This is a genomic window from Bacillus sp. COPE52 (genome assembly GCF_003355115.1).
Classification (GTDB): Bacteria; Bacillota; Bacilli; order Bacillales; family Bacillaceae_G; genus Bacillus_A; species Bacillus_A toyonensis.
Window position 1 is genome coordinate 4169022 of record NZ_CP031292.1, and the last position, 21687, is coordinate 4190708.

Sequence of the window (21687 nt, forward strand, 5' to 3'; positions counted from 1 at the left end):
GTATGGAGAGTAATGAAGTAGTAAGAGAAAAGGAACATCCTTTTGCGAAAAAAAGATGGGGAATAGCAGTTATTTTAGTCGTATTAACGATTCTAGGTCTTTTTTACGGTCTTTTCGCGGGAAGTTTATCCTTTTCTTTACGAGACATCCTAACAGGGATGCAAGATGAAGGTTCGATAGTTCATCGAATTGTATGGGATCTTCGTATACCAAGGGTGCTCGTTGGATTTATAGTAGGAACGTGTTTAGCGGCATCAGGTGCATTATTGCAAGGGGTTATGAGAAACCCTCTTGCAGACCCTGGTATTATCGGGGTTTCATCTGGAGCGGGTCTTGTAGCAATTATAATTATGATTTTATTTCCTCAGCACATGGCTTTTTTACCGCTAGGGGCGTTTTTAGGAGCTTTCATCACAGCAATGGTCATCTATGCTTTATCATGGCAAAAAGGGGCACCACCTTCAAGAATTGTCTTAGTCGGTGTGTCGATTAATGCATTGATTGGTGCTGCAACGTCAGCATTAATGTTATTACATAGTGACAAAGTACAATCTGTTTTACCGTGGTTAGCTGGTGGCATTGGTGGTGTAAGCTGGGCACATTTAAATATGATTATTTATTATGCGATATTTGCTATTATATTAGCCTTCTTTGGTATTAAGCATATTCGATTATTAATGCTTGGAGATGAAATGGCAAAGTTATTAGGACATAACGTGGAAAAAAGTCGTTTTTATTTAATCGTAGTAAGTACATTATTAGCTGGAATAGCAGTTAGTGTTTCTGGACTTATTGGGTTTGTCGGTCTTGTTGTACCGCATATGCTACGTTTATTAGTTGGAAATGATTATAAATATTTGCTGCCTCTATCATGTCTTGGCGGCGGGGTATTACTTGTTTTTGCGGATGCGATAGCTCGAAGTTGGTTCGATCCAATCGAATTGCCTGTTGGTATTTTATTATCCTTCTTAGGTGGTCCGTTCTTCTTATATTTAATTCATAGAGGAGGAAAACAACGTGATTTCCGTTGAAAAAGTGTTTTACGCACATTCTGAAAGATTTCAAATGCAAAATATGAATGTACATATTAAAGCTGGAGAAGTTGTTAGTTTAATTGGACCGAATGGATCGGGGAAATCTACTTTGCTTCGTTTAATGGCAAGGCTACTTAAACAAAGCGAAGGGGAAATCATTTTAGATGGGAAAAATATTCATACGATGAAGAGTGCCGATGTAGCGAAGCAATTAGCGATGTTACCACAAATGCATGATCATCAATTAGATTTAACAGTGAAAGAATTAATTGAATTTGGAAGAGGCCCCCATAAATCATGGAGTGTTCGCTTAAATAAAGAAGATGAAGAAATTGTTAATTGGGCATTGTCTGTTACAAATCTTGAAGGGTATGAATATCGTCTTTTACAATCTTTATCAGGAGGAGAAAGGCAGCGTGCTTGGATTGCAATGACGCTAGCACAACGCACGAATGTTTTATTATTAGATGAGCCAACAACTTTTTTAGATATCGTTCATCAGTTGGAAGTAATGGAACTTGTGAAACGATTAAATGAGGAGTTTGGTATGACAATTGTAATGGTTTTACATGACATTAACCAAGCTACTCAATATAGTGATCGTTTACTCGTATTAAAGCGAGGGGAGATTCAGTATGACGGTGTACCAGAAGAAGTATTATGTCATGAAATGTTTCAATATGTATTTGGTATAGAAGTGGATATTTTTCAAGGAAGTGACAAACCATTTTTTACACCGAAACGAATTTCTAAAAAAGGAGAAGAGCGATGCATACAGAAGAGCGTATTACCACTGAGTTAGTAAGAGAATTTGTTATGGCAGCTCACGGAAATTTAGAAAAAGTACAGGAACTGTTGGTTGAATCGCCCAGCTTACTTCATGCCTCTTACAATTGGGGCGGATTAGATTGGGAAAGTGCCTTAGGAGCATCGGCACATGTAGGTCGTAAAGATATTGCTCTTTATTTACTGGAAAAGGGTGCTCGCATGGATATTTTTGCTGCAGCTATGCTTGGAGAGTTAGAAGTTGTACAAGCTATTTTAGTAGCACAACCAGAAGCATTACGTGCATCTGGCCCACATGGTATTTCCCTTCTTCAACATGCGCGAATGGGTGGAGAAAAAGCACAGCGTGTGTTTGATTACTTAACAGTGCTCTCTTAATGACCGCAAAAGTTCTTATGTGCGGTAAACTTTTCACTTTCAAATAATTGAAAAGTTTACCGCCCGTTAGAACGGGATAAGTATCTAGTATATTTGAAAATCCTACACCCCCCTCAATTGTAGTTTTCTTTGTGCTAGTTATGATATGGATGCAGTAGACAATATTTGTCTACTGCTTTTTTTATCGGGTAAAAGAATGAACATTCTGCATTTTTTGTTTCGTTCATTTATAATAGGTAGTAATACTTATTATACATGTAAAATATGGTCGTGAAATAAAGAACACATTAGTGGGAAGGAGTGCAGAAATGTTTCATACAGATCGTTTACAAGTTCGCAAATATACAATGGATGATTTACAGTTCTACGCTTCACTATGGGGAAACGAGAAGGTAATGCGCTATATTGGAAATGGGACGTTAAAAACATATATGCAATGCAAAAAAAGCTTGGAGGAGTGGGTAATTCCTAATTATAAAAATGGTCTCGGTTTATTTGTAATGATTGAAAGGGAAACGGGAATACGAATTGGTCATGCGGGACTAGTAAAGCAGAAGATAGATGGAAAAGAGGAAATTGAAATTGGTTATTGGTTACTTCCTCAGTATTGGGGAAAAGGGTATGCGAAAGAAGCAGCTGCGGCATTTCGAGACTACGGTTTCCAAGCATTACAAATGAATAAATTAATTTCTCTTATTAATCCGAACCATCCCGCCTCAATATTTGTTGCTAGAAAAACAGGGCTTAGTTATGAGAAAACAACTTCATTTCAGGGGATGGATGTTCTTGTTTATTCGATTAAGCGAGTTGGATGAAAAAAGGTAAATTGCATCTTTTGAAGAATGGTATATAAAAATAAAGGGGGGATTACATGTATATTTACCATAATGGGCTTATTATCCGTGAAGGAACGAATGGAGTACCAGCATATGCAATTAAAACTTTATTTGAAGATGCCGGTTGGAGTAATGATAATATCCCTTCTTGGCAAATTGAAAAATTTACGCTTGCATTTGAAAATTCAACATGGGCTTTCACAATTTGGGATGAAGAAGAAATGGTTGCGATGGTTAGAGTGATTTCTGATCAAATGATGGTTGCTAACATAGTAAATTTGGTTGTGAAGTGTGAGTATAGGGGGAAAGGATTGGGTAAGAAACTTGTAGCTCTTTGTTTACAAAAGCTTCCCCATGGTGATTGGTTTGCACATACATCTGCGAACAATTTTGATTTTTATAGAAGTTGTGGATTTGAAGTTAGAGAGTTATCCAGAAATGGTACATGTGCGTATTATGGATACCAAATCGCAAAAAGAGATGGTCATCGGTAAATGGGTGAAAAGTAAAGAAATACAGTTATAAGTATTTCTAATTATTTTTTGTAATAGAAAATGAATTAAGACTCATTTCATGATAAAATGAAAGAAAATTCAGTTTATTAATAGGGGGATAAAAATGAGTATAAAAGTTGGGGAAGTATTTAAATATGAAAGAAGATTTACTGAGGAAGAAGTTTTCGAATTTGCAAATATTACAGGTGATAAAGGGAGACATCATATGGAATATGATGAGAATGGCCGATTAATGGTTCATGGTTTATTGACTGCTAGCATTGGAACGAAAGTAGGCGAAGAGTTACATTACATAGCAAGAGAATTAGTAAGTGAGTTTATTAGACCAGTTTTTACAGGGGATACGATTACTTGTGAATTAACTTTAACAAATATAGAGCAAATGGAAGGGTATAAAAAAGTTTCAATCGAATCAGTTTATCGCAATCAACATGAAAAGACGGTGCTAGTTGGGACAAGTTACGGGATTATACGAGAATAAAAAAGAAGCCTGTTTGAAGCAGGCTTCTTTTTTATTGATTAGTAAACGCGTTTTCGATTCTCCGCATGACTAGAGATAAGTAATAGTGCGGATTCTTTTCCTACATTACGAACAATATGTGGAACGCATGCATTCCAAGAGAAAGAATCACCTTCTTCTACAATTGCAATATCTTCACCATGTTGAACTTCTAGCTTTCCGCGTAATACAAGATGGCACTCTTCACCTTCATGGGCATTTGGTGAGTTTTCTTTCGGAAACCCGGCAGGAATTTCTACGAGATTCAGGCGAAGGCCACCTTGCTCCGCAACATGTTCAATTCTTTGCTCATCTTTGCCGTATACACTGTATTTTCGTTCTTCTTTTTTAACAATTTTCAATCGATCTTTTTGTTCTAACAATAAATAGGGAAGGGGAACGTTTAAAAAATTTGAGATCGTTTCTAACGTTGAGATAGATGGTGATGTTTTATTATTTTCAACCTGACTCATAAAGCCTTTAGAAAGACCTGTTCCTTCACAAATTTGTGCAATTGTTATGCCTCTACGTTGACGAATTTCACGTATTGCAGAACCAATATTCATAAAATCAAGCTCCTTTTTGTAAACAACTATTTGTATCATAGCAAAAAAAAAATATTTTTTCCCAATGAAAATGAATTGACGAATAAAAAAAATTAGTGTATGTTTTGTAATATGAATAAAAGTTTTGTATAAGAAAACTATAAAGGAGAGAAAGAAATGAATCAACATATTGGTAACTTAATTATTCGTATCGTGTTAGGGGTAACGTTCTTTATGCACGGTTTAACAAAATTCCAATCAGGAATTGACAATATTGCAGGATGGTTTACAAGCATTGGTTTACCAGGAGGACTGGCATACGGTGTAGCAACATTTGAATTAGTTGGAGGCCTATTATTAATTCTAGGTTTAGGTGTAAGATATATTGGATTATTATTTGCACTTGTTATGGTTGGGGCAATCGTAAAAGTGAAATGGTCAGCTGGTTTATTGGGAGATGGAAAAAATCCTGGTTTCGAATTAGAACTTGCATTATTAGCAATGGGTGCATACTTATTTGTTGCAAAAGCTGATGGTTTTGTAGATAATTTCTTAAAAGAAAAAATGTCAAAGAAGAACTAATTTAAATGGGGGGGCTAACAAGATGAGTTTTCAACTTCATCCCGATACAACACTTGATGTTGTTCATTTATACGTATCTAATGTAAAGAAATCACTAGAGTTTTATACGGAAGTACTAAGTATGAAGGTGCTAAAAGAAGAAGAAGCAGTCGTTACATTTGGGAATGAAAATGATGAACCACTTCTTATCATTGAAGAAAAGAAAGAAGCTTTTCCGAAGCAAAGAGCAAGAACAGGGTTATATCATTACGCAATTTTATTACCAAGTAGGCAGGATTTAGCGAATGTTCTTCGTCATCTTGTAGAGATGGTATATCCACTACATGGTGGAGCCAATCATTACTTTAGTGAAGCTCTTTATTTAGCTGATCCAGATGGAAACGGGATTGAAATTTATCATGATCGACAAAAAGAAGTTTGGCGTGATGAGAATGGAGAACTCCCATTTGTTAGTAACCCGTTAGCTGGTGAAGAATTATTACAGCAAGGAAGTACATGGAATGGATTTCCAGCTGGTACTGTGATGGGGCATATTCATTTCCATGTAGCTGATTTAGAGGAAGCGAAACGTTTCTATGTTGATGGTCTTGGTTTTGAAATAACGATCCCAGCTCGTAATGGAGCGTTGTTCGTATCAGCAGGTGGTTATCATCATCATATCGGTTTAAATACGTGGCAAGGTGAAGGGGTACCACCGCAAATGCCAGGTTCTGTTGGTTTGAAATATTTCACAATTGTACTAGCGGATGAAAAACAAAAAGAGCAAGTATGTGAAAGCTTAAAAAATATTGGCAAAATTGCTACGTACAAAGATGGAATATTACAAGTCGAGGATCCATTTGGACATTGTATCCATTTCAAAATAAAAAGAGAAGCCTAAAAAGGCTTCTCTTTTTTATTTTCTTATAATTGCATTTTCGTTTTGTAAAAATAGTTCATCAAATTGTTTTGCAAGCTCAAAATCTAGTTTCGTTAAACCTTTTGCATTCCAAGATGACAAAGTAATAATAACTGCTTTATACTGGATAAGGATAAATGGATGGTGATTATGTTCTTCTGATAGTTTGGCGGCTTCAGAGACAAATTCGACTCCTTTTAAGTAGTCGGAAAACATATATTTTCGTTCAATCCATTTCTCATCTTTTACCATCCATTTATCTACCTTCAATAACTCCTCGCGAACTTCTTCTTCAGTTAATCTTAGCATCATTTCTCACACCCTTTACTGGAAGTAACGTAAGACCATTGTTAATAAGGCGTGTTACAGCTTCGTCAGTTGTGAAAGTAGAAAGTTGATGTAGTAATGCTGCAGATGTTTCATGCCCTTTGTTATGCTCTAAAAGTAATTCTAATATTTCAAGGCGAAGCAGCCATTCTTTCGCATAAAATGTATTTAATACTTCTTGAATTGCTACTAATTGATCGATATGCGCGTCGTGTAAAATCCCCTCACTTCGAATATCTCGAACTGTTTGATACATACGTTCAAGTTCATTCAGTACAAGTGGAGCAGGAATTTCTTGAACTTCTTCATCCATTGGGAAAAATGCTGCTGCATCTGCGGCACCTGGGAATACTGAAGTGATTTGTGAGCCAACAGCCATATCAAATGCGCCCCATGAAGCATCAAATAGTAAACGATCTTTATAAGTAACTGTACAATCTATAAACGAGATAAGGGCAATTTTATTATCATTCTTTACAATATCAGTTACTGTTCCTTTTACATGAATGTCACTTGCAAAAGTAAAATCTGCGCTGTTTCCAATTGTAATGCCTAATGAATGTAACTTTTCTTCTGTACAATCTTCTAGTGCGATATTACCATTTAGTAATCCGATCGGTGTCCCGAATCCATCACTGTGTACAGAGGTAGAATGATTTGCCAACTGCTTATTATGAATTGCTAATGCAGTTGGAGAGCTTGTTCGCATGTAAATGACTTCGCCGGCATCATTTTTAATTGTTTCTGTAAATGTACCCGTAATTTGTAATCCGCTACTTAACTCAGTTGTGGCATGATTTTCGGAGTGAATTGCTTTTTCTAATCCTTCTGTGCCACCTGTTTTGAATGCCATCGTTTCAGAGAACGTCTCAAGCGCCTCAGTTAACTCTTCAAATGATTGACAAACAAATAGCTGTGGTTGCATTTTTGTCACATCATAAGTTGTCCCTGTGCAAGCTTCAATTGAGAAAGGAACTTTTTCTACAGCATCTGTTAAGCAATGTTTGCTTTCGCCGACAGAGGAAAGAAGACCAGCACCGTAAATTTTTGGATCGTCAATATTTCCAATTAATCCGTACTCCACTGTCCACCAGAAAAGACGTGAAATTTGTTCAGCTTCTGATAAACCAGAAACTAAGTTTTGTTTTTCAATTACAGCATTTTCAGCAGCCTTAACTTCATCAGGAGTAGAAGTAGGGCTTTCTTTGACAATCGTTAATGTACGAACAGCTTCAAATGCATCATGTTCTTCTTTTGTAGAGAAAGCTTTTGCACCAATTTGCCCAAAACGTTTCACATATTTTGCATATGTAGGATCAAGTAAAATCGGTGCGTGTCCTGCCGCTTCGTGTACAATATCTGGAGCTGGTGTGTACTCGATATTTTCTACTTTACGAATATCTGTTGCAATTGGTAGTAATCCGTGCCCCTGAAAATCGAAAAATGCGACGCCAGGAATAAGGCCATCAATTGTTACAGCTCCCCAGCCGCTTGGTGCTAAGCATTCATTCATTTCTTCTACCTTTGGAATTGCATCTATATTAATACCAGATGATTGTAGTCCATTCACATAGGCTGGATGGGCAACGTCTTTTAAGAAGCTATGATTTTGTCTCATAATGTAACGCCACACAGCGTGATTCACCGGTGTGTATTGATCATAATGTTGTGTGGATACGAATGGTTTTAAATGCGATGGGATTTCTATTTTCTTTGTCATTTAGACATCCTCCTTGTTTTCTATAAAATTGAATATGAGTTTCGTATAGCTTATATCACCCCTTTTCAAATTGTAAGCGCTTATAAAATTTTATCATAAGATTCGGAATTATTTAACATTTGTTTCTTTGAGAAATAGAAAAAGCCCCTATCGGAACATCCGATAGGGGCGAAAGAATCGCGGTACCACCCTATTTGTAAGTGAAAATACACTTACATCTCAATTCATGATAACGGAAAAACTCCGTCTTTTCCTTCATGCATAAAAGCACTACGAAAAAGAAGCTCCAGAATTGTAATTCGTACTTATATATGTGCTAATTTCCACCGACCACTAGCTCTCTGTAACAGGGATATAATATACTACTGCGATTCTTTCAATGCGTATATATGAAGTTGTATAAAAGGGAAGGACGCAAAAAAGCCCCTATCGGAAAATCCGATAGGGACGATAAAAATCGCGGTACCACCCTAATTGTAAACATAAAAATTGTTTACCACTCACTTTAAGATAACGGAAAGATCCGTCTTCCTCTTCATGCACTATGTGCACTACGGGAAAGAAGCTCCAGAATTGTAATTCACGCTTGTATATGTACTGATTTACACCAACCATCAGTTCTCTGAGACAGGGATATAAGTCGCTACTAGTATTCCTTCAAAGCCGATATATAATTCGTTCAACTAAACTATGTTTCGTATTATAAAACTATTTTTAAAAGATTGTCAACAATAATTTAATTATTTCACTTCTAAATCAACATTCAAATTAGATGTATTTCCAGCGGCATCAGTTGCTACAATGTGAATTGTATTCTTTCCTTGCTGTAATTGACTACGATCGAAATAAATTTCGTAGTTTTTCTCCCAATGGTTCAGGAATGCATTTTCCCATATACCATTCCCGTTAATTTCATACTGTATCGTGACAGGATGCCCTGGAGCAACCCATCCGGATTCTGTCATCCAATCTAACAGTATATCAGTTACTTTCCCTCTAATTATGAGATTTTCTTGATCAACTTCGTGTGTTAATTTAGGTGCAGTGCGGTCGACAAACACAGCCCCAGTTTGTTTCGTTTCTCCACCAGAATTAGAAGCAACAGCTTCAATTTGGTATAAGCCGTCAGGCAGAGGGGATCCACCAACTTTTGTACCATTCCATTTGAAAGATTTATAACCTGGTGTTTCATTTTTACCTTGATAAACGATACCTTGATAGGTTACTCGGTCTTTCGTAATTAAATTAGCGTGAAACGTTACATCCTCAACGGGTGTAACTAAATAGTAATTGATAAGGTTGTCATCTAGTATTTGGTCATTATTTGGACTGAAAGTAGAATTAACAATTTCAAGGCCATCAATACGTTTGTATTCTTTTGGATCAATGCTAAATGTAAATGGAATACGTATTTCTTCTGTCTTACCTTGTTCTTTTACATATACATTCCCTGTATATACACCTTGTGGCAAAGAACTATCCACAGTAATGGTAAAAGGTTTTTCTATGTTACTATTCGGTTTTACGCTCACAGAAGAAGCGAAAGAAGTTTGAACTTTCGTTTTTGTATCTAATAGTTCAATGCGAGTTGAAAAGTTTTTCTTTTTGCTAGAAAGATTTTGTAATGTAATATTTTGTGTTAATTTTACTTTTCCGCTATTTGGTTTAATTAGACCGAAACTTACATTGTTTGGTGTAACTAATGCGTCCGTTTTTACTGCTTTTGGAATATTAATTAAGCCCGATCCTTGTGTCATAACAGGATATGTGTTTTCATTTACGTCTTTTAATGTTTCGGCTGTATTGGCAAGAGATGATTTTAATTGTTCTGTCGTCCAATCAGGATGCATTTGACGTAATAGAGCAACGGCTCCAGCTACTTGCGGCGCAGCCATACTTGTCCCATTGTGAGATTCATAGCCACCTCTTGGTACTGTACTTGTAATTTGTACGCCAGGTGCAACAACATCAGGCTTTATAAGCCAACTTCCTTGTGATGGTCCCCTTGAACTAAAATTACCAATAAGTTCTGTTTGTTTTGGTTGTCCAATTTTTATATTTTTCTTTCGTTTTGTAATTAAACTTTTCAACTCTTCGCCATTCGTATTGGATAGCTGCATAACAGGAAGAGCTACTTCTTCACGACCAAAATATTCTGGCATAATATTAATTTCTTTTTCGTTAGAAATTAGTAGCACGCCGAGAGCGCCAGCTTGTTTTGCTTGTTCTGCTTTTACTAACGTGCTCGAAGTCCCTTGTAAGACAAGCGCGAACTTACCTTTTACATCTTGTTTAGCGTAATCACTTGGATTACCGTATCCAACATATACAAGCTGGGCATCGTTTCCTACTTGGAAATCCGATTTTGATAACGGTAATCCTTGGTAAGATTTATTGGAACCAGCTACTTGGAATGTTGGAAATGGAATAGAAACTGTAGATGCTCCAACAGAGATGACACTACTTGCATTCCCAGGTGCATCTACAGACCAAGGTTTGGGTCCATCATTTCCATTTGATACGACCGCAGTAACACCAAGTTTCGCCGCACGTTCTAGCGTCATTGTTACAGGTTGATCGGGTACATTTAAATCTTGACCAAGAGATAGATTTAAAACATCGGCACCATCTTGAATAGCATGCTCAATACCTTGAATAATATCTTCGGTTGTACCAGTACCCCCATCATTCATGACACGGTAAGCAAGTATAGAGGCATTTGGAGCAATCCCTTTTATTTTTCCATTACCAGCGATAATTCCAGCAACATGAGTACCGTGTACGTTTCCGTCCATCGGATCATTATCTTCATCGACTGTATCATAGCCGCCGATATAATTTGCTTTTAAATCAGGGTGTGTATAGTCTACACCTGAATCGATAATAGCGACTTTCATTCCTTTTCCATCAAGTGGTTTGCCAGTCGGATCTTTTAAATTCCAAGCTTCAGGCGCACCAACTGTCGGTCCTCCAATATTTGGTGTTTCTTGATTAGCCGGACTTTTTGACGTTTCATGTAATTTGTATGTTAAGTTTGGATAAATTGCTTTTACTTCAGGTAAAGAAGCTAGAGCGGTAATTTGATCCCCTGGGATAGAGATAGAAAACCCAGAAAATAACGTACTATACGTTTCTTTTATCGTTGCTTTCGGTGCTTTTTCTTTTATTTTCTTAGTAGTATCTTCTTGTGCTTTTTTTAGTTGCGCATGATAAGACTGGGCATTATTATTTTGTAAATCTGGAGCATGTTGAATGTTACTTTGTGAAGCGAGTGGAGCATGTTGCAATTCTACAATGACAGATATTTCTTTTGATGTTTTTGTTTCAACATTTTGCGCAATTTTATTTTCTCCCCATTGTGTAATGTTTGCTTTTAACTGTGAACTAAATTGCTTCTCTTTTTGCAGTGATTCAGCATGGGCGCTTAAAGCTCCAAAACTGGAAAAGACGAGCGCCATACTCAGTAGTGTAGATGTAGTTTTTTTCATAGAAACTCCCCTTGATAAAAAAGTGTCAATATTCCGAAAAACTAATCTTACAAATTTTTCTCGAATTACATAATCGGATGTTAGATAAACTATATTTTCGACATAATTCATACCAATCCTCTATGAATTTAAAATTTCTTGGGAAATTTTTTCTGATTATGTCGAATAGGTATTTTTTACATATTGTAGGTGGACATTGAGGAATGCTATGAGGGAAATGGAGGGGTATTATGAAACGGTTCATAGTAAGCGTTGGTACAATGTTAGTCTTATTTTTATGTTCAATCATTAATAGTAGCGCAGAAAATAATGAAGCGAAAATTGCTTTTATTCGTCATCATGACCTCTGGATTAAAGTTGAGGGGAAAGAGAAACAACTTACAAAAGGAGAGTATATAACAGGGCCAAAGTGGTCTCATGATGGAGAGTGGCTGGCATATGTAAAAGGAAAGAAAGAAGGTAGTCTTGAGTTATATCGGCTGAAAGATGGAAAGAAAGTTACGCCGTTTCACTCAGAAGCATCGAATTATCAATGGTCACCAACAGAAAATATAATTGCATTTATATTTACAGGTACATTAAATACATTTGATGTAGAAAAAAAGAATACAGATTTTGAAAATGTATCGGCAGGTGTAGGAGATTATGCATGGTATCCTGGTGGAAAGAAGTTTTTTGTATCCTCTGAAGCACATTTACTTCCAACAGGGTGGACAGGAGCCCAGCTATATGAAGTACAAAAAGATGCACATATGAATCCTCACAAAATGAAGCATTTGTATGCATTACCAAATGAACATGATGATTTCCTAGCATTAGTTGCAAGTGGCTTTCAGTGGTCGCCAGATCAAAAGTGGATTTCATTTTTAGCAGTACCGACAGCTTCATGGTCAGCTGATAGCAATACGCTTTGCTTAGTTCGTGCAGATGGTAGTCGTTTTGAAAAGGTAGATCAAATGTTATTAAACACACAATGGTTCAAATGGGCGCCAGCCAACGATATATTGGCCTATATTGAAGGAAGCGGGAGAGTTGCGTTAGAGAATAAACATTTAAAAGTAAAAGAATTGCCAGCACTTCAACAGAACACATTTACACCGAAAGGATATGTCGATTGGGATTTTACATGGAAGAATGATAACGTAATTATCGTTTCACGAGCAAAAGAGGCGGGGATAGAAACTCCACCAGAAAAAAGACCACTACCATCTTTATATGAAATCGATAGTACAAGCGACGAACAACATCGAATTACAAAGCCACCTCATAGGCAAGGAGATTATCATCCGCTCTTCATGAATAATAGTAATCAATTAATATGGATACGTTCAGACCGTAAGAAAGCGGATGTATGGCTTGCTCATAAAGATGGGAAGCATGAAATGAAGTGGATTGAAAATATAGATGTACCAGAGTGGTATTACGAGAAATGGAATTGGGAAAATGTTATCTCGGTGAAAGAAGAATAAAAAACCTGCCTAAAAGATAATTTTAGGCAGGTTTTTTATTGTTATTTATGTGTTTTATTTGGCTTCTTTTTCGCTGGGTTTCCGTTCCCCTGACGTTTTCTATTTTGTTCATCTTTTGCTTGTTTTTCATGCAGTGTATCTAAAAAATCATTCGAGTTACTCATTTTTCTATCGCTCCTTTCATTTCGTCCTAATTACTATAACCATTTAGGAGGATAATCATGAGATAAAAAGTTAAGCGCTTAATTTTCTTCGGTAGTATATGTAAAAGATGCCATACGTAATAAATAGCATAAATAAAATTTGTAACTCTATATTTTCTTTTAAAATAGTTGCGATAGAAGATGGTAAGTAAGGTGATGTATTGTTTGTTTCTACACCTAACCATTTGTTTAAGAGGTTAATGGTACAAAACATAAAAACACCGGACCAGCTTGCAATAATTGCTTTCTGTTTAATTTTTGTTTCTCGTTCATCATCTGTAATCCAAGGATTAGCAGTTTTATCACTACTAAAAAATCCGTTTATATATCCCCATATAATCATTCCAATTAAGATGGTTATCCATTTCATATTTATAATTCCCCTCTCCCTTGTAAAAAGTATTTTACACATGCAATTGTAATATTTTCCTGTTATTTATGTCAAATGTTTTTTACATATTGTTTTTTTATAGCAGGAATAATGAATGAGATAGGGAAGAAATTATGTTGAAGGATTTTATGGAGAGAGGAGGATGGGTATGAAACTCGTCTTTGTTCGGCACGGTGAAGGAGAACATACAAAGGATTTGCCGGCAAGTTTACAAATGTTGAATCCATCATTAACGGATGAGGGAAGGAATCAGGCTGGATTCATTCAATTCAATGTACCATTACAGAAAACAGATATATTAATCGCTAGCCCTACACTTAGAACTTTACAAACGGCGGCGATATGGAGTGAGAAAGTAGCTTGTCAAAAAATCGTTCATCCATATGCATCCCCACGTATTTTTCCTTATCGAGAAGGAGCGAAAACATTACCATGTGATCACATAGTAGATCAAGGAATAATAACAAATTTATTTCCACATTTTTCGATTGCGAAAAGTACAAATAAGCAGTTATGGACGGAAGGTATAAATACTATTTCAGAGAATCGTTTTCAGCAAATAGTAGATGAATTTCTTCTTTGGTGTTATGAGCTGGGGGCGGAAAGAATTTGCATTGTATCTCACGACGGGACAATTACAGCGTATCGGCAATATTTACAGAAAGTCGTTTTAACTAGATCTGATTTTTTGAAAGAAACGGGTATATATAAAATGGATGTATCCCTTAAAAGTTTGATTGAGGAGATCTAATTATAGGATGGAGGGTGTATGTTGAATGTTGCACTAGTAGTTGGCTTTAATTCTGATTTAGAGGCACAATCAATCCGAGCATCGCTTGAATATTTTGGGGCAAGAGTTGTGACATATTGGATTGGTAGGCCGAATGATTTCGTGGAAATTCTTTCTGGAAAGAACTTATATAACGATATCAATTATGTTGTTTTTTGCTTTCATGGTGAGGAAGGAAAGTTTGTCATGGAAGAGTTAGGTGAAGATATTTACGAACAAGATGAACCGAGAGGGAACTTTGGAGCGAAAGAAATTTATAAATATGCAAAATTGCATAATACACATATTGTAAATAGTGGGTGCACGTTAGGGGAGGGGAAATTAGCAGAATCATTTTTATATAGTGGCGCGAAATCGTATATTGGGTCGATAGATTACGTAGATGGGAATGCAGCGCTTATGTTTACAATACGCTTATTTTACAGTGTTATTAACCATGACAAAACGTTAGAAGAAGCCTTTCAAGAAGCGAGATTAATTGATGAAGAGACCGATACTTTTCGATTATATAAGTAGTGCGAGACGTATTTATTTAAATATAGAATAAACACGTTTCACATTTAGCACACATTTTTTTTACAATTTTTTCAATGAAAATGATTATCAGCTGTGGTATGATATGTTCAAGTTTTTATAGGTAATAAAAGTTACTATATAAACGTTAGTTTTTAATGTTTAATATGTATGACACAAATTATTCATAATTAACGTTTGAAAAATAAGTAACTAATGTTATTATATTATCTGTAACTGACTTAATTACACCTTTAGGAGGAAGATATGGTTATTCAATTTTTAAGAGAAAACAAAGCAGTTTCTTTTGTATTAGCAGTAATTCGAGTATATCTTGGTTACACATGGTTAATGGCTGGAATTGGTAAACTACAAGGAAAAGGATTCGATGCAACGGGTTATTTACAAGGTGCAATTGAAAAATCTAAAGGAGCACAACCGGCTGTTCAATCTTGGTGGGCATCATTTTTACAAGAATTTGCAATTCCAAATGTAGATTTGTTTAATACACTTGTAACATGGGGAGAAATTTTAGTTGGAATTGGTTTAATTGTAGGCTGTTTAACAAAAACAGCGGTCTTTTTTGGCCTTGTAATGAACTTTTCCTATATGTTTAGTGGGTCAATCGGTGTGAACCCTGAGATGGTTATCTTATCTATGTTTGTTCTTGTTTCCGGTATGAACGCTGGGAAATTTGGAATGGATGGTTTCATTATCCCGAAAGTATTGGGATCAAAAACTCAAAAACGTCAAAAGCAAGCTGCTTAATATATGAAAACGGGTATCTCAAAATGAGATACCCGTTTATGTTATTTTTCAAATTGGATCGGATTATTGTTAAAGAAGTCTTTTACATACCCTACAAATTCTTGTGGTTCTTGGCGAAATGGTGCGTGATAACCTTTTTCAATAATATGTAAAGTGCTGTTTGTTAAGAATTGGTGATACGTTTCTCCTTCTTTCCAAGAAACGCTACTATCATTTCTTCCCCATATAATTAAAGTTGGTTGTTTCATTTCATTTGCATTGATTTTAAGTCGTCTAGGCCATAACTTCATTTTATTATAATGCTCTTCATCATTACGCTTGAATTTCACTTTGCTCTCATCATAATCTGCAATTGAAGAAACGGCACTTAAATCAGTCGACAACTGTGGCTTTGGTGATCCTTGTTTATGAACGAATGTATGAGGGCCACCTGTAGCGTCAGTTAAAATAAGGTGGGTAACCGCTTCAGGGTATAAATATGTTAAATTAAGAGAAATTTCTCCACCCATCGAATGCCCTAATATTGCGAATGAATCATACCCTAGTTTTTTCATTAATTTATAATACAAATTTGCATGAGTTGGGAAAGAGTAATAAAAATCCATCGGCTTAGATGAACGCCCGAATCCTAAAGCATCTACAGAAATAATCGTATGATCTTTTGCTAAATCGGAATAAATCTTTTGGAAACCATCTGATGATCCTCCAAATCCATGGATCATAAGTAAAGGTGGTTTTTCATTACCGATTTTTTTAAAGTAAATCGTTTGACCGTCTATTTCTACCATTTTTTCCTCGGTAGCTAGTTTTGCTGTAATTGTATTTTTAACTTGTTTTACTTGTTCTACTGGCTTTTCTGCTGCAATACATCCTACTAATAGTGTAAGAGTAAGACAACCTACCATAAAATAGCTAAACTGCTTCAATTAGTTGTCTCCTTTCTAACATAATGCTGTATCTATCACAGCAAATAGCATATTACGATTTCCAGGAAGTTGGCTACCATTTTTTATCATAAGAGGTGAAAGGAGCGTTTCTTGGAAATTGTCTGTTTGAAGAAAGTTACGAAATGTAAATTGTGAATGCGGGACATCAATTCGTACGATACCATGCCAACACTCACAAATCTTTTTTAATAATCGAATAGCATCTTCCTCTTGTTTTGCGATAAGTGGATTGATACATAAAATATTCCCTTTCTGTATACAGAAGGAAAAAGCTTCTATACAGTTATTTCTCTCAATTTTAAAAGAGTGTACAGCTCTTGGTAATAATAATGAGTAGAGTAGAGAGCGATTGGCACCAGTTACAATTTCATCGAGAGAGGTAATAGAGATAAGGTCTTTTTCTTTCACTTGTTGTGTTTGAATGGTATTCGTCTTAGTAGTTTGTTTTTCAAAACGATGTATCGTCGTTACTGTTTGAAATCCGCATGATGTGTATAAGGGCTCGCCAGCTTTTGTTGCAATAAGTGCAATTGGTTGTTTTGAGTGAGCGTGTTTCAAACAGCTATCTAGTAACATACGTCCAATTCCTCGTCCTTGAAAATGAGGATGAACGATTAACATGCCAATGGAAGAAAAGCTACTTGTAAAGGGAAATACACCTCCAGTTGCAATGAGTTTATTTTCATGAATATAACCTACAAGTGTGCCAATAGAGAGGTACATTTTGAATTGTTTTTTCATAAAGATTTCATCTTGTAACCATCCAACAGATTTGCAAAGATTGAGTAATTCAAAAATGAAAGATTCATTTAGCTTTACTATTTTCATAAAAGTACACCACATTTCTATTTGTTTTCATAAAAATAGATTCGAAATGTAAAATAAGAGGTTTACGTTAAAGGAAATCCAACTTGTTTATATTTAGATTGTAAAGGGAACGATGCTTGATATGAAAAGACAAACTTATACAAATTATAACTGATATTTACATAAGTTAACAAAAAATTTACATATAACTAATTTTCCCTTAACAGTCTTCTATTAAATTTGATAGTGGGAAATGAATAACCTAATTAGGGGGACAAGACAGTGAAAAAGTTTGTAAAAAAAGCATGGCCATTTGCAGTTGTGGCGTCGTTAGCAGTTACTTCGGTAGCAACATGGAATTTTACACGTTCTAGTGAGGTTAATGCAGATGAGAGCGGAAACAATGCAAAGATTAAAAATGTTATTGTGTTAATTGGAGATGGCATGGGTCCTTCATATATGACGGCTCATCGTTATATGAAGGATAATCCAAAAACATTCGAGATGGAATCTACAGAATTTGATAAGCATCTTGTAGGAACACAAAAAACATATCCGGAAGATGAACATGAAAATATTACAGACTCTGCATCAGCGGCAACAGCTATGTCAGCAGGGATTAAAACATATAATGCGGCAATTGCGGTTGATAATGATAAAGCAGAAGTGAAAACTGTTCTTGAACAAGCGAAAGAAAAAGGGAAATCAACGGGACTTGTTGCGACTTCTGAAATTACACATGCGACACCAGCTGCTTTCGGTGCTCATGATATTAGCCGTAAAAATATGGACGCAATTGCAAATGATTATTTTGATGAAAAAATTAAAGGGAAGCATAAAGTTGATGTTATGCTTGGCGGCGGTGTAAAGAACTTTGTTAGAAAAGATCGTAATCTTACAGAAGAGTTTAAGAAATCTGGTTATAGCTACGTAACAGATCGAGATCAATTGTTAAATGATAAAAATGATCAAATCCTTGGTTTATTTGCACCAGGCGGTTTAGATAAAATGATTGATCGCAATGAGAAAACACCTTCACTAGAAGAAATGACGAATGCAGCAATTGAACGTTTAAACAAAAACAAAGATGGTTTCTTCTTAATGGTTGAAGGAAGTCAAATCGACTGGGCTGGGCATGATAATGATATTGTCGGTGCAATGAGTGAAATGGAGGACTTTGAAAAAGCATTTAAAGCAGCGATTGAGTTTGCGAAAAAAGATAAAAATACGTTAGTCGTTGCAACCGCAGACCACGCTACAGGTGGATTATCTCTAGGTGCGAATGGTGAGTACAACTTTAAAGTAGATCCAATTAAAGCTGCAAAACGTACACCAGACTTTATGGCAAATGAGATTGCAAAAGGTGCAAATGTAGAAGAAACATTGAAAAAATATATCGATTTACAATTAACACCAGAAGAAATTAAAGCTGTAAATGATATAGCTCCATCAAAAGATGTAACGAAGATTGATAATGCGATTGAAGATATCTTCAATAAGCGTTCGGTTACAGGGTGGACAACAGGTGGACATACAGGTGAAGATGTAAACGTATATGCATTTGGACCAGGTAAATACTTATTCTCCGGTGTTCAAGAGAATACAAATATAGCGAAACGTGTCTTTGATATTGTTGGTGGTGGCGACCCGAATAAAGGAAGACGCTAATTATGAACGAAAGTGAGGCAAAATGCCTCACTTTTCTTTTTAGGAGATGGACAGATGAGATTTTTTTTACGGAATTTAAGTTTTCTTCTATTCTTTGTATTATTGCTAGTTGGATGTCAACCTCAAGAGAATAATATAGAACAAAAATCTACTACGAAAAAAACTGAAGAAAAAGTACAGATAACGAAAGAGGAAGAACAGTCTATTCAAGATGTTATTGAGGCATTTGTACGGACGACGAATGAACGAAAATTTGCTGAACATATGGAGTTATTTTCAAAGAAGCTACCTAGTGCCGAAGACTTAAAAACACAAAAAGAAGCAGCTTTTCAAAAGGGAAATAAAAAAATTGAATTGGAACATATAGATATGAAAGCTAGTAAAGCAGGGTATATTATTGTTGAAACAAAGGAAAAAGAATTAGATGGGGAAATTGCTATTCAAAAGAAAGTACAGTATGCGCTTGGAAAAGAAGATGAGACCTGGAAGATCGAAGAGGTCCGCACGATAGAGAAGAAATAAAAAAGGTTCTCCTTGAAGAGAACCTTTTTTATAGTGGTAACAGAATTTGATTTGAGCATGCTTCAATGTCATCAATATCTTGACGAATTGTTGCCATTTTATTATCAAGATCTTCAGCTTTCATTGCTGCATCATGTAGTTCATCTTTTAAATATTCAGGTATATTTCCTTCATATTTATAATAAAGTTTATGTTCTAAACTTGCCCAAAAGTCCATTGCAAGTGTACGTAATTGAATTTCTGCAAATACATCTTTTGTACCAGAATTTAGTGATAAGGGATACTTAATAATCATGTGTAAACTTTTATATCCGTTTCCTTTTGGGTTAGCGATATAATCTTTTACTTCTATGACTTCCATATCCTCACGCTTTTGAATTACTTCTTTTAAATGATAGATGTCTTCTACGAAGCAACATGTAATACGAATACCAATGATATCTTGCAAATTTGTTTGAGCATTTTCAATTGTTGGCAATAAGTTTTTTCGCTCTAGCTTTTTTATAATACTTTCAGGTTGTTTTAGTCTAGTTTTTATATGTTCAAACGGGTTGTAATCCTCTAAAAATTGAGCTTCCCGGTTCATAATTTCAAATTTTGTTTTTAACTCTTCTAAAGCAAATGTATACGGTAATACAAAAGCTTTCCAGTAGTTAACTGTTGATTGATTATATTCCATTTATATACACACCTTTTCCTATTTACAAGTGAGGTTGTTATTTATACTAAATACCAAATCATATAAGCACAAGCAGCAAATGATGAGATCATAAAACGATATTTAGTTTTCATACTTTCAACTCCTTTCGAGTGAGATTCTATATGAGTAAACGTGATTGTTAATAAATTCACTATGTACAACTTCTATAGTAATAGATTCATGTGAATTTCGTATGAACTAATTGTTTCAGCTTTTTGTCTTTTTTTTGTAAATCATAATTATTATCTGTAATTTAAAGTGTTTTAATTTGATTTATTCATTTATATAAATTAATGTATATTTAAATTTATAGTTATTAAGGAGGATATATGGTGAACTTTGAAGAATTGGCAACTGCTAGGCGTTCCGCAATGAAATTTATACAAGGCATAGAAATCCCTGATGAGGATTTTAAAAAAATATTTGAGTTAACAAAGCTTTCCCCCTCTTGTTATAATTTGCAACATGCACATTATGTCGTAATTCGTGATCAAGAGCGAAAAGAAAAATTAAAAGAATTAGCTTTCGGACAATATAAAGTAGCGAGTGCATCTGCTGTAGTGCTTGTTTGTGGTGATAAGAGAGCGTATCAAAATGTTGAAAATATTTATTTTGGTATGAAGGTTTTAAAAATGATTGATGAATGTGAATATGAAGATACAATTAGGCAAACGAAAGGGTTATATGAAAGAAAAGGAGAGCGGTTCATGGAAGAGGAAGCGATTAGAAATGCTTCGTTAAGCGCAATGACTTTTATGTACGCTGCTAAATATTACGGCTATGATACGTGTCCAATGATTGGTTTTGATGAAAAAGCAGTACAAAATGAGTTGAATATGCCAGGGCATATAGTACCTGTTTTAATGGTTACGATAGGGAAAAGTGATACTACTAAAATTCGTCCTAGAGGATATCGAAAGCCAATTAGCGAGTTCGTTACATACGAATCGTTTTCATCAAAATGATAGATTACTAAAAACAAAAGGGTTCTATTTAGAATCCTTTTGTTGTGTAATTGACAAATAGAATGAAGTTATATAATATATAAATCGTAATCATTACGTTTTAGTTGCAATCTTTGAAAGAGAGGAGAATTACATATGCGTGTAAATATTACATTAGCTTGTACGGAGTGCGGTGATCGTAATTACATTTCTAAAAAAAATAAACGAAACAATCCCGAGCGCATCGAACTAAAAAAATATTGTCCACGATTAAAGCGAGTAACGTTACATCGTGAAACGAAGTAAAAGACTAGAGATTTCTCTAGTCTTTTTTTATTAATAAGTTTTGGATTTGTT

Annotated in this window: 25 protein-coding genes and 2 other annotated features; of the genes, 16 read left to right on the plus strand and 9 right to left on the minus strand. The window is 35.3% G+C overall.

What is annotated here, in order from left to right; genetic code table 11:
• Nucleotides 1-2: 2 nt before the first annotated feature.
• The 6 genes from DPQ31_RS20905 to DPQ31_RS20930 all read left to right on the plus strand — a co-directional run bounded on the left by DPQ31_RS20905 (nt 3) and on the right by DPQ31_RS20930 (nt 4030).
• On the plus strand, nt 3-1031 hold the full coding sequence (locus DPQ31_RS20905) for a FecCD family ABC transporter permease (RefSeq protein WP_208730952.1): 1029 nt from the start codon (nt 3-5) through the stop codon (nt 1029-1031).
• A complete protein-coding gene (locus DPQ31_RS20910) occupies nt 1018-1836 on the plus strand; it encodes an ABC transporter ATP-binding protein (RefSeq protein WP_000626361.1) in 819 nt (272 codons plus the stop codon). Before DPQ31_RS20905 ends, DPQ31_RS20910 begins: the two co-directional genes overlap by 14 nt.
• A complete protein-coding gene (locus tag DPQ31_RS20915) occupies nt 1803-2198 on the plus strand; it encodes an ankyrin repeat domain-containing protein (protein WP_199631816.1) in 396 nt (131 codons plus the stop codon). Before DPQ31_RS20910 ends, DPQ31_RS20915 begins: the two co-directional genes overlap by 34 nt.
• A 308-nt stretch (nt 2199-2506) precedes the next feature.
• Entirely contained in the window at nt 2507-3013 is a 507-nt protein-coding gene (locus DPQ31_RS20920; RefSeq protein WP_000469138.1) for a GNAT family N-acetyltransferase, read from the plus strand.
• Between the two features lie 56 nt (nt 3014-3069).
• Nucleotides 3070-3528 (plus strand): GNAT family N-acetyltransferase, encoded by a 459-nt coding sequence (locus DPQ31_RS20925; protein ID WP_000276121.1) that lies wholly within the window; start codon nt 3070-3072, stop codon nt 3526-3528.
• A 124-nt stretch (nt 3529-3652) separates the two neighbouring features.
• Entirely contained in the window at nt 3653-4030 is a 378-nt protein-coding gene (locus DPQ31_RS20930; RefSeq protein WP_000025016.1) for a hotdog family protein, read from the plus strand.
• Nucleotides 4031-4068: 38 nt separating this feature from the next.
• Here the strand turns inward: DPQ31_RS20930 and DPQ31_RS20935 are convergent, their stop codons facing one another.
• Entirely contained in the window at nt 4069-4614 is a 546-nt protein-coding gene (locus DPQ31_RS20935) for a helix-turn-helix domain-containing protein (protein ID WP_001020691.1), read from the minus strand.
• Between the two features lie 156 nt (nt 4615-4770).
• Between DPQ31_RS20935 and DPQ31_RS20940 the strand changes: the two genes are divergently transcribed.
• Together DPQ31_RS20940 and DPQ31_RS20945 are read left to right on the plus strand one after the other, a co-directional pair.
• The gene (locus tag DPQ31_RS20940; protein ID WP_001071553.1) at nt 4771-5175 is read left to right on the plus strand and encodes a DoxX family protein; all 405 of its coding nucleotides are present in this window, start codon (nt 4771-4773) and stop codon (nt 5173-5175) included.
• Between the two features lie 22 nt (nt 5176-5197).
• On the plus strand, nt 5198-6055 hold the full coding sequence (locus DPQ31_RS20945; RefSeq protein WP_208730954.1) for a VOC family protein: 858 nt from the start codon (nt 5198-5200) through the stop codon (nt 6053-6055).
• A 15-nt stretch (nt 6056-6070) separates the two neighbouring features.
• Here DPQ31_RS20945 and DPQ31_RS20950 read toward each other — a convergent pair whose 3' ends face one another.
• The 3 genes from DPQ31_RS20950 to DPQ31_RS20960 all read right to left on the minus strand — a co-directional run bounded on the left by DPQ31_RS20950 (nt 6071) and on the right by DPQ31_RS20960 (nt 11608).
• Complete coding sequence (locus DPQ31_RS20950; RefSeq protein WP_000979552.1) at nt 6071-6385, minus strand: 4a-hydroxytetrahydrobiopterin dehydratase; 315 nt, start codon at nt 6383-6385, stop codon at nt 6071-6073.
• Entirely contained in the window at nt 6366-8120 is a 1755-nt protein-coding gene (locus DPQ31_RS20955; protein ID WP_087970607.1) for an aromatic amino acid hydroxylase, read from the minus strand. The genes DPQ31_RS20950 and DPQ31_RS20955 overlap by 20 nt, the downstream gene beginning before the upstream one ends.
• Nucleotides 8121-8281: 161 nt before the next feature.
• Nucleotides 8282-8509, minus strand: a binding site (T-box leader).
• 51 nt (nt 8510-8560) lie between these two features.
• Nucleotides 8561-8790: a binding site (T-box leader), on the minus strand.
• 70 nt (nt 8791-8860) lie between these two features.
• Nucleotides 8861-11608, minus strand: a complete 2748-nt coding sequence (locus DPQ31_RS20960; protein ID WP_208730955.1) for a S8 family peptidase — start codon at nt 11606-11608, stop codon at nt 8861-8863.
• Between the two features lie 230 nt (nt 11609-11838).
• On the opposite strand from DPQ31_RS20960, the gene DPQ31_RS20965 reads away from it, so the two are divergent.
• Entirely contained in the window at nt 11839-13077 is a 1239-nt protein-coding gene (locus DPQ31_RS20965; protein WP_208730956.1) for an eIF2A-related protein, read from the plus strand.
• 41 nt (nt 13078-13118) lie between these two features.
• On the opposite strand, the gene DPQ31_RS20970 is transcribed toward DPQ31_RS20965, so the two are convergent.
• Entirely contained in the window at nt 13119-13241 is a 123-nt protein-coding gene (locus DPQ31_RS20970; RefSeq protein ID WP_000071861.1) for a DUF4023 domain-containing protein, read from the minus strand.
• Between the two features lie 70 nt (nt 13242-13311).
• A complete protein-coding gene (locus DPQ31_RS20975) occupies nt 13312-13650 on the minus strand; it encodes a hypothetical protein (RefSeq protein WP_000871278.1) in 339 nt (112 codons plus the stop codon).
• 169 nt (nt 13651-13819) lie between these two features.
• Here DPQ31_RS20975 and DPQ31_RS20980 point away from each other — a divergent pair, with 169 nt between their 5' ends.
• The 3 genes from DPQ31_RS20980 (at nt 13820) to DPQ31_RS20990 (ending at nt 15742) form a co-directional block, all read left to right on the plus strand.
• Nucleotides 13820-14422, plus strand: a complete 603-nt coding sequence (locus DPQ31_RS20980; RefSeq protein ID WP_097855026.1) for a histidine phosphatase family protein — start codon at nt 13820-13822, stop codon at nt 14420-14422.
• A gap of 18 nt (nt 14423-14440) precedes the next feature.
• Nucleotides 14441-14977: a hypothetical protein gene (locus DPQ31_RS20985; RefSeq protein ID WP_000935637.1), complete on the plus strand. Its 537-nt coding sequence runs from the start codon at nt 14441-14443 to the stop codon at nt 14975-14977.
• 264 nt (nt 14978-15241) lie between these two features.
• Entirely contained in the window at nt 15242-15742 is a 501-nt protein-coding gene (locus DPQ31_RS20990; RefSeq protein ID WP_000236610.1) for a DoxX family protein, read from the plus strand.
• Between the two features lie 41 nt (nt 15743-15783).
• Here DPQ31_RS20990 and DPQ31_RS20995 read toward each other — a convergent pair whose 3' ends face one another.
• Together DPQ31_RS20995 and DPQ31_RS21000 are read right to left on the minus strand one after the other, a co-directional pair.
• Nucleotides 15784-16668 carry an alpha/beta fold hydrolase gene (locus DPQ31_RS20995; protein WP_199631809.1) on the minus strand — a complete coding sequence of 295 codons (885 nt, stop codon included), beginning with the start codon at nt 16666-16668 and terminating at the stop codon, nt 15784-15786.
• A 15-nt stretch (nt 16669-16683) separates the two neighbouring features.
• Nucleotides 16684-17517, minus strand: a complete 834-nt coding sequence (locus DPQ31_RS21000; RefSeq protein ID WP_199631808.1) for a GNAT family N-acetyltransferase — start codon at nt 17515-17517, stop codon at nt 16684-16686.
• 261 nt (nt 17518-17778) lie between these two features.
• Between DPQ31_RS21000 and DPQ31_RS21005 the strand changes: the two genes are divergently transcribed.
• Nucleotides 17779-19164, plus strand: coding sequence for an alkaline phosphatase (locus DPQ31_RS21005; protein ID WP_000714919.1), 1386 nt, complete (start codon nt 17779-17781; stop codon nt 19162-19164).
• Nucleotides 19165-19218: 54 nt separating this feature from the next.
• Nucleotides 19219-19686 carry a hypothetical protein gene (locus tag DPQ31_RS21010; protein ID WP_001210412.1) on the plus strand — a complete coding sequence of 156 codons (468 nt, stop codon included), beginning with the start codon at nt 19219-19221 and terminating at the stop codon, nt 19684-19686.
• A gap of 28 nt (nt 19687-19714) precedes the next feature.
• Here the strand turns inward: DPQ31_RS21010 and DPQ31_RS21015 are convergent, their stop codons facing one another.
• On the minus strand, nt 19715-20365 hold the full coding sequence (locus tag DPQ31_RS21015; protein WP_000456209.1) for a GTP pyrophosphokinase: 651 nt from the start codon (nt 20363-20365) through the stop codon (nt 19715-19717).
• A 350-nt stretch (nt 20366-20715) separates the two neighbouring features.
• On the opposite strand from DPQ31_RS21015, the gene DPQ31_RS21020 reads away from it, so the two are divergent.
• Together DPQ31_RS21020 and rpmG are read left to right on the plus strand one after the other, a co-directional pair.
• On the plus strand, nt 20716-21351 hold the full coding sequence (locus DPQ31_RS21020) for a nitroreductase family protein (protein WP_141402749.1): 636 nt from the start codon (nt 20716-20718) through the stop codon (nt 21349-21351).
• Nucleotides 21352-21486: 135 nt separating this feature from the next.
• On the plus strand, nt 21487-21636 hold the full coding sequence (gene rpmG / locus DPQ31_RS21025) for a 50S ribosomal protein L33 (protein WP_001265617.1): 150 nt from the start codon (nt 21487-21489) through the stop codon (nt 21634-21636).
• The last annotated feature ends 51 nt before the right edge of the window (nt 21637-21687 follow it).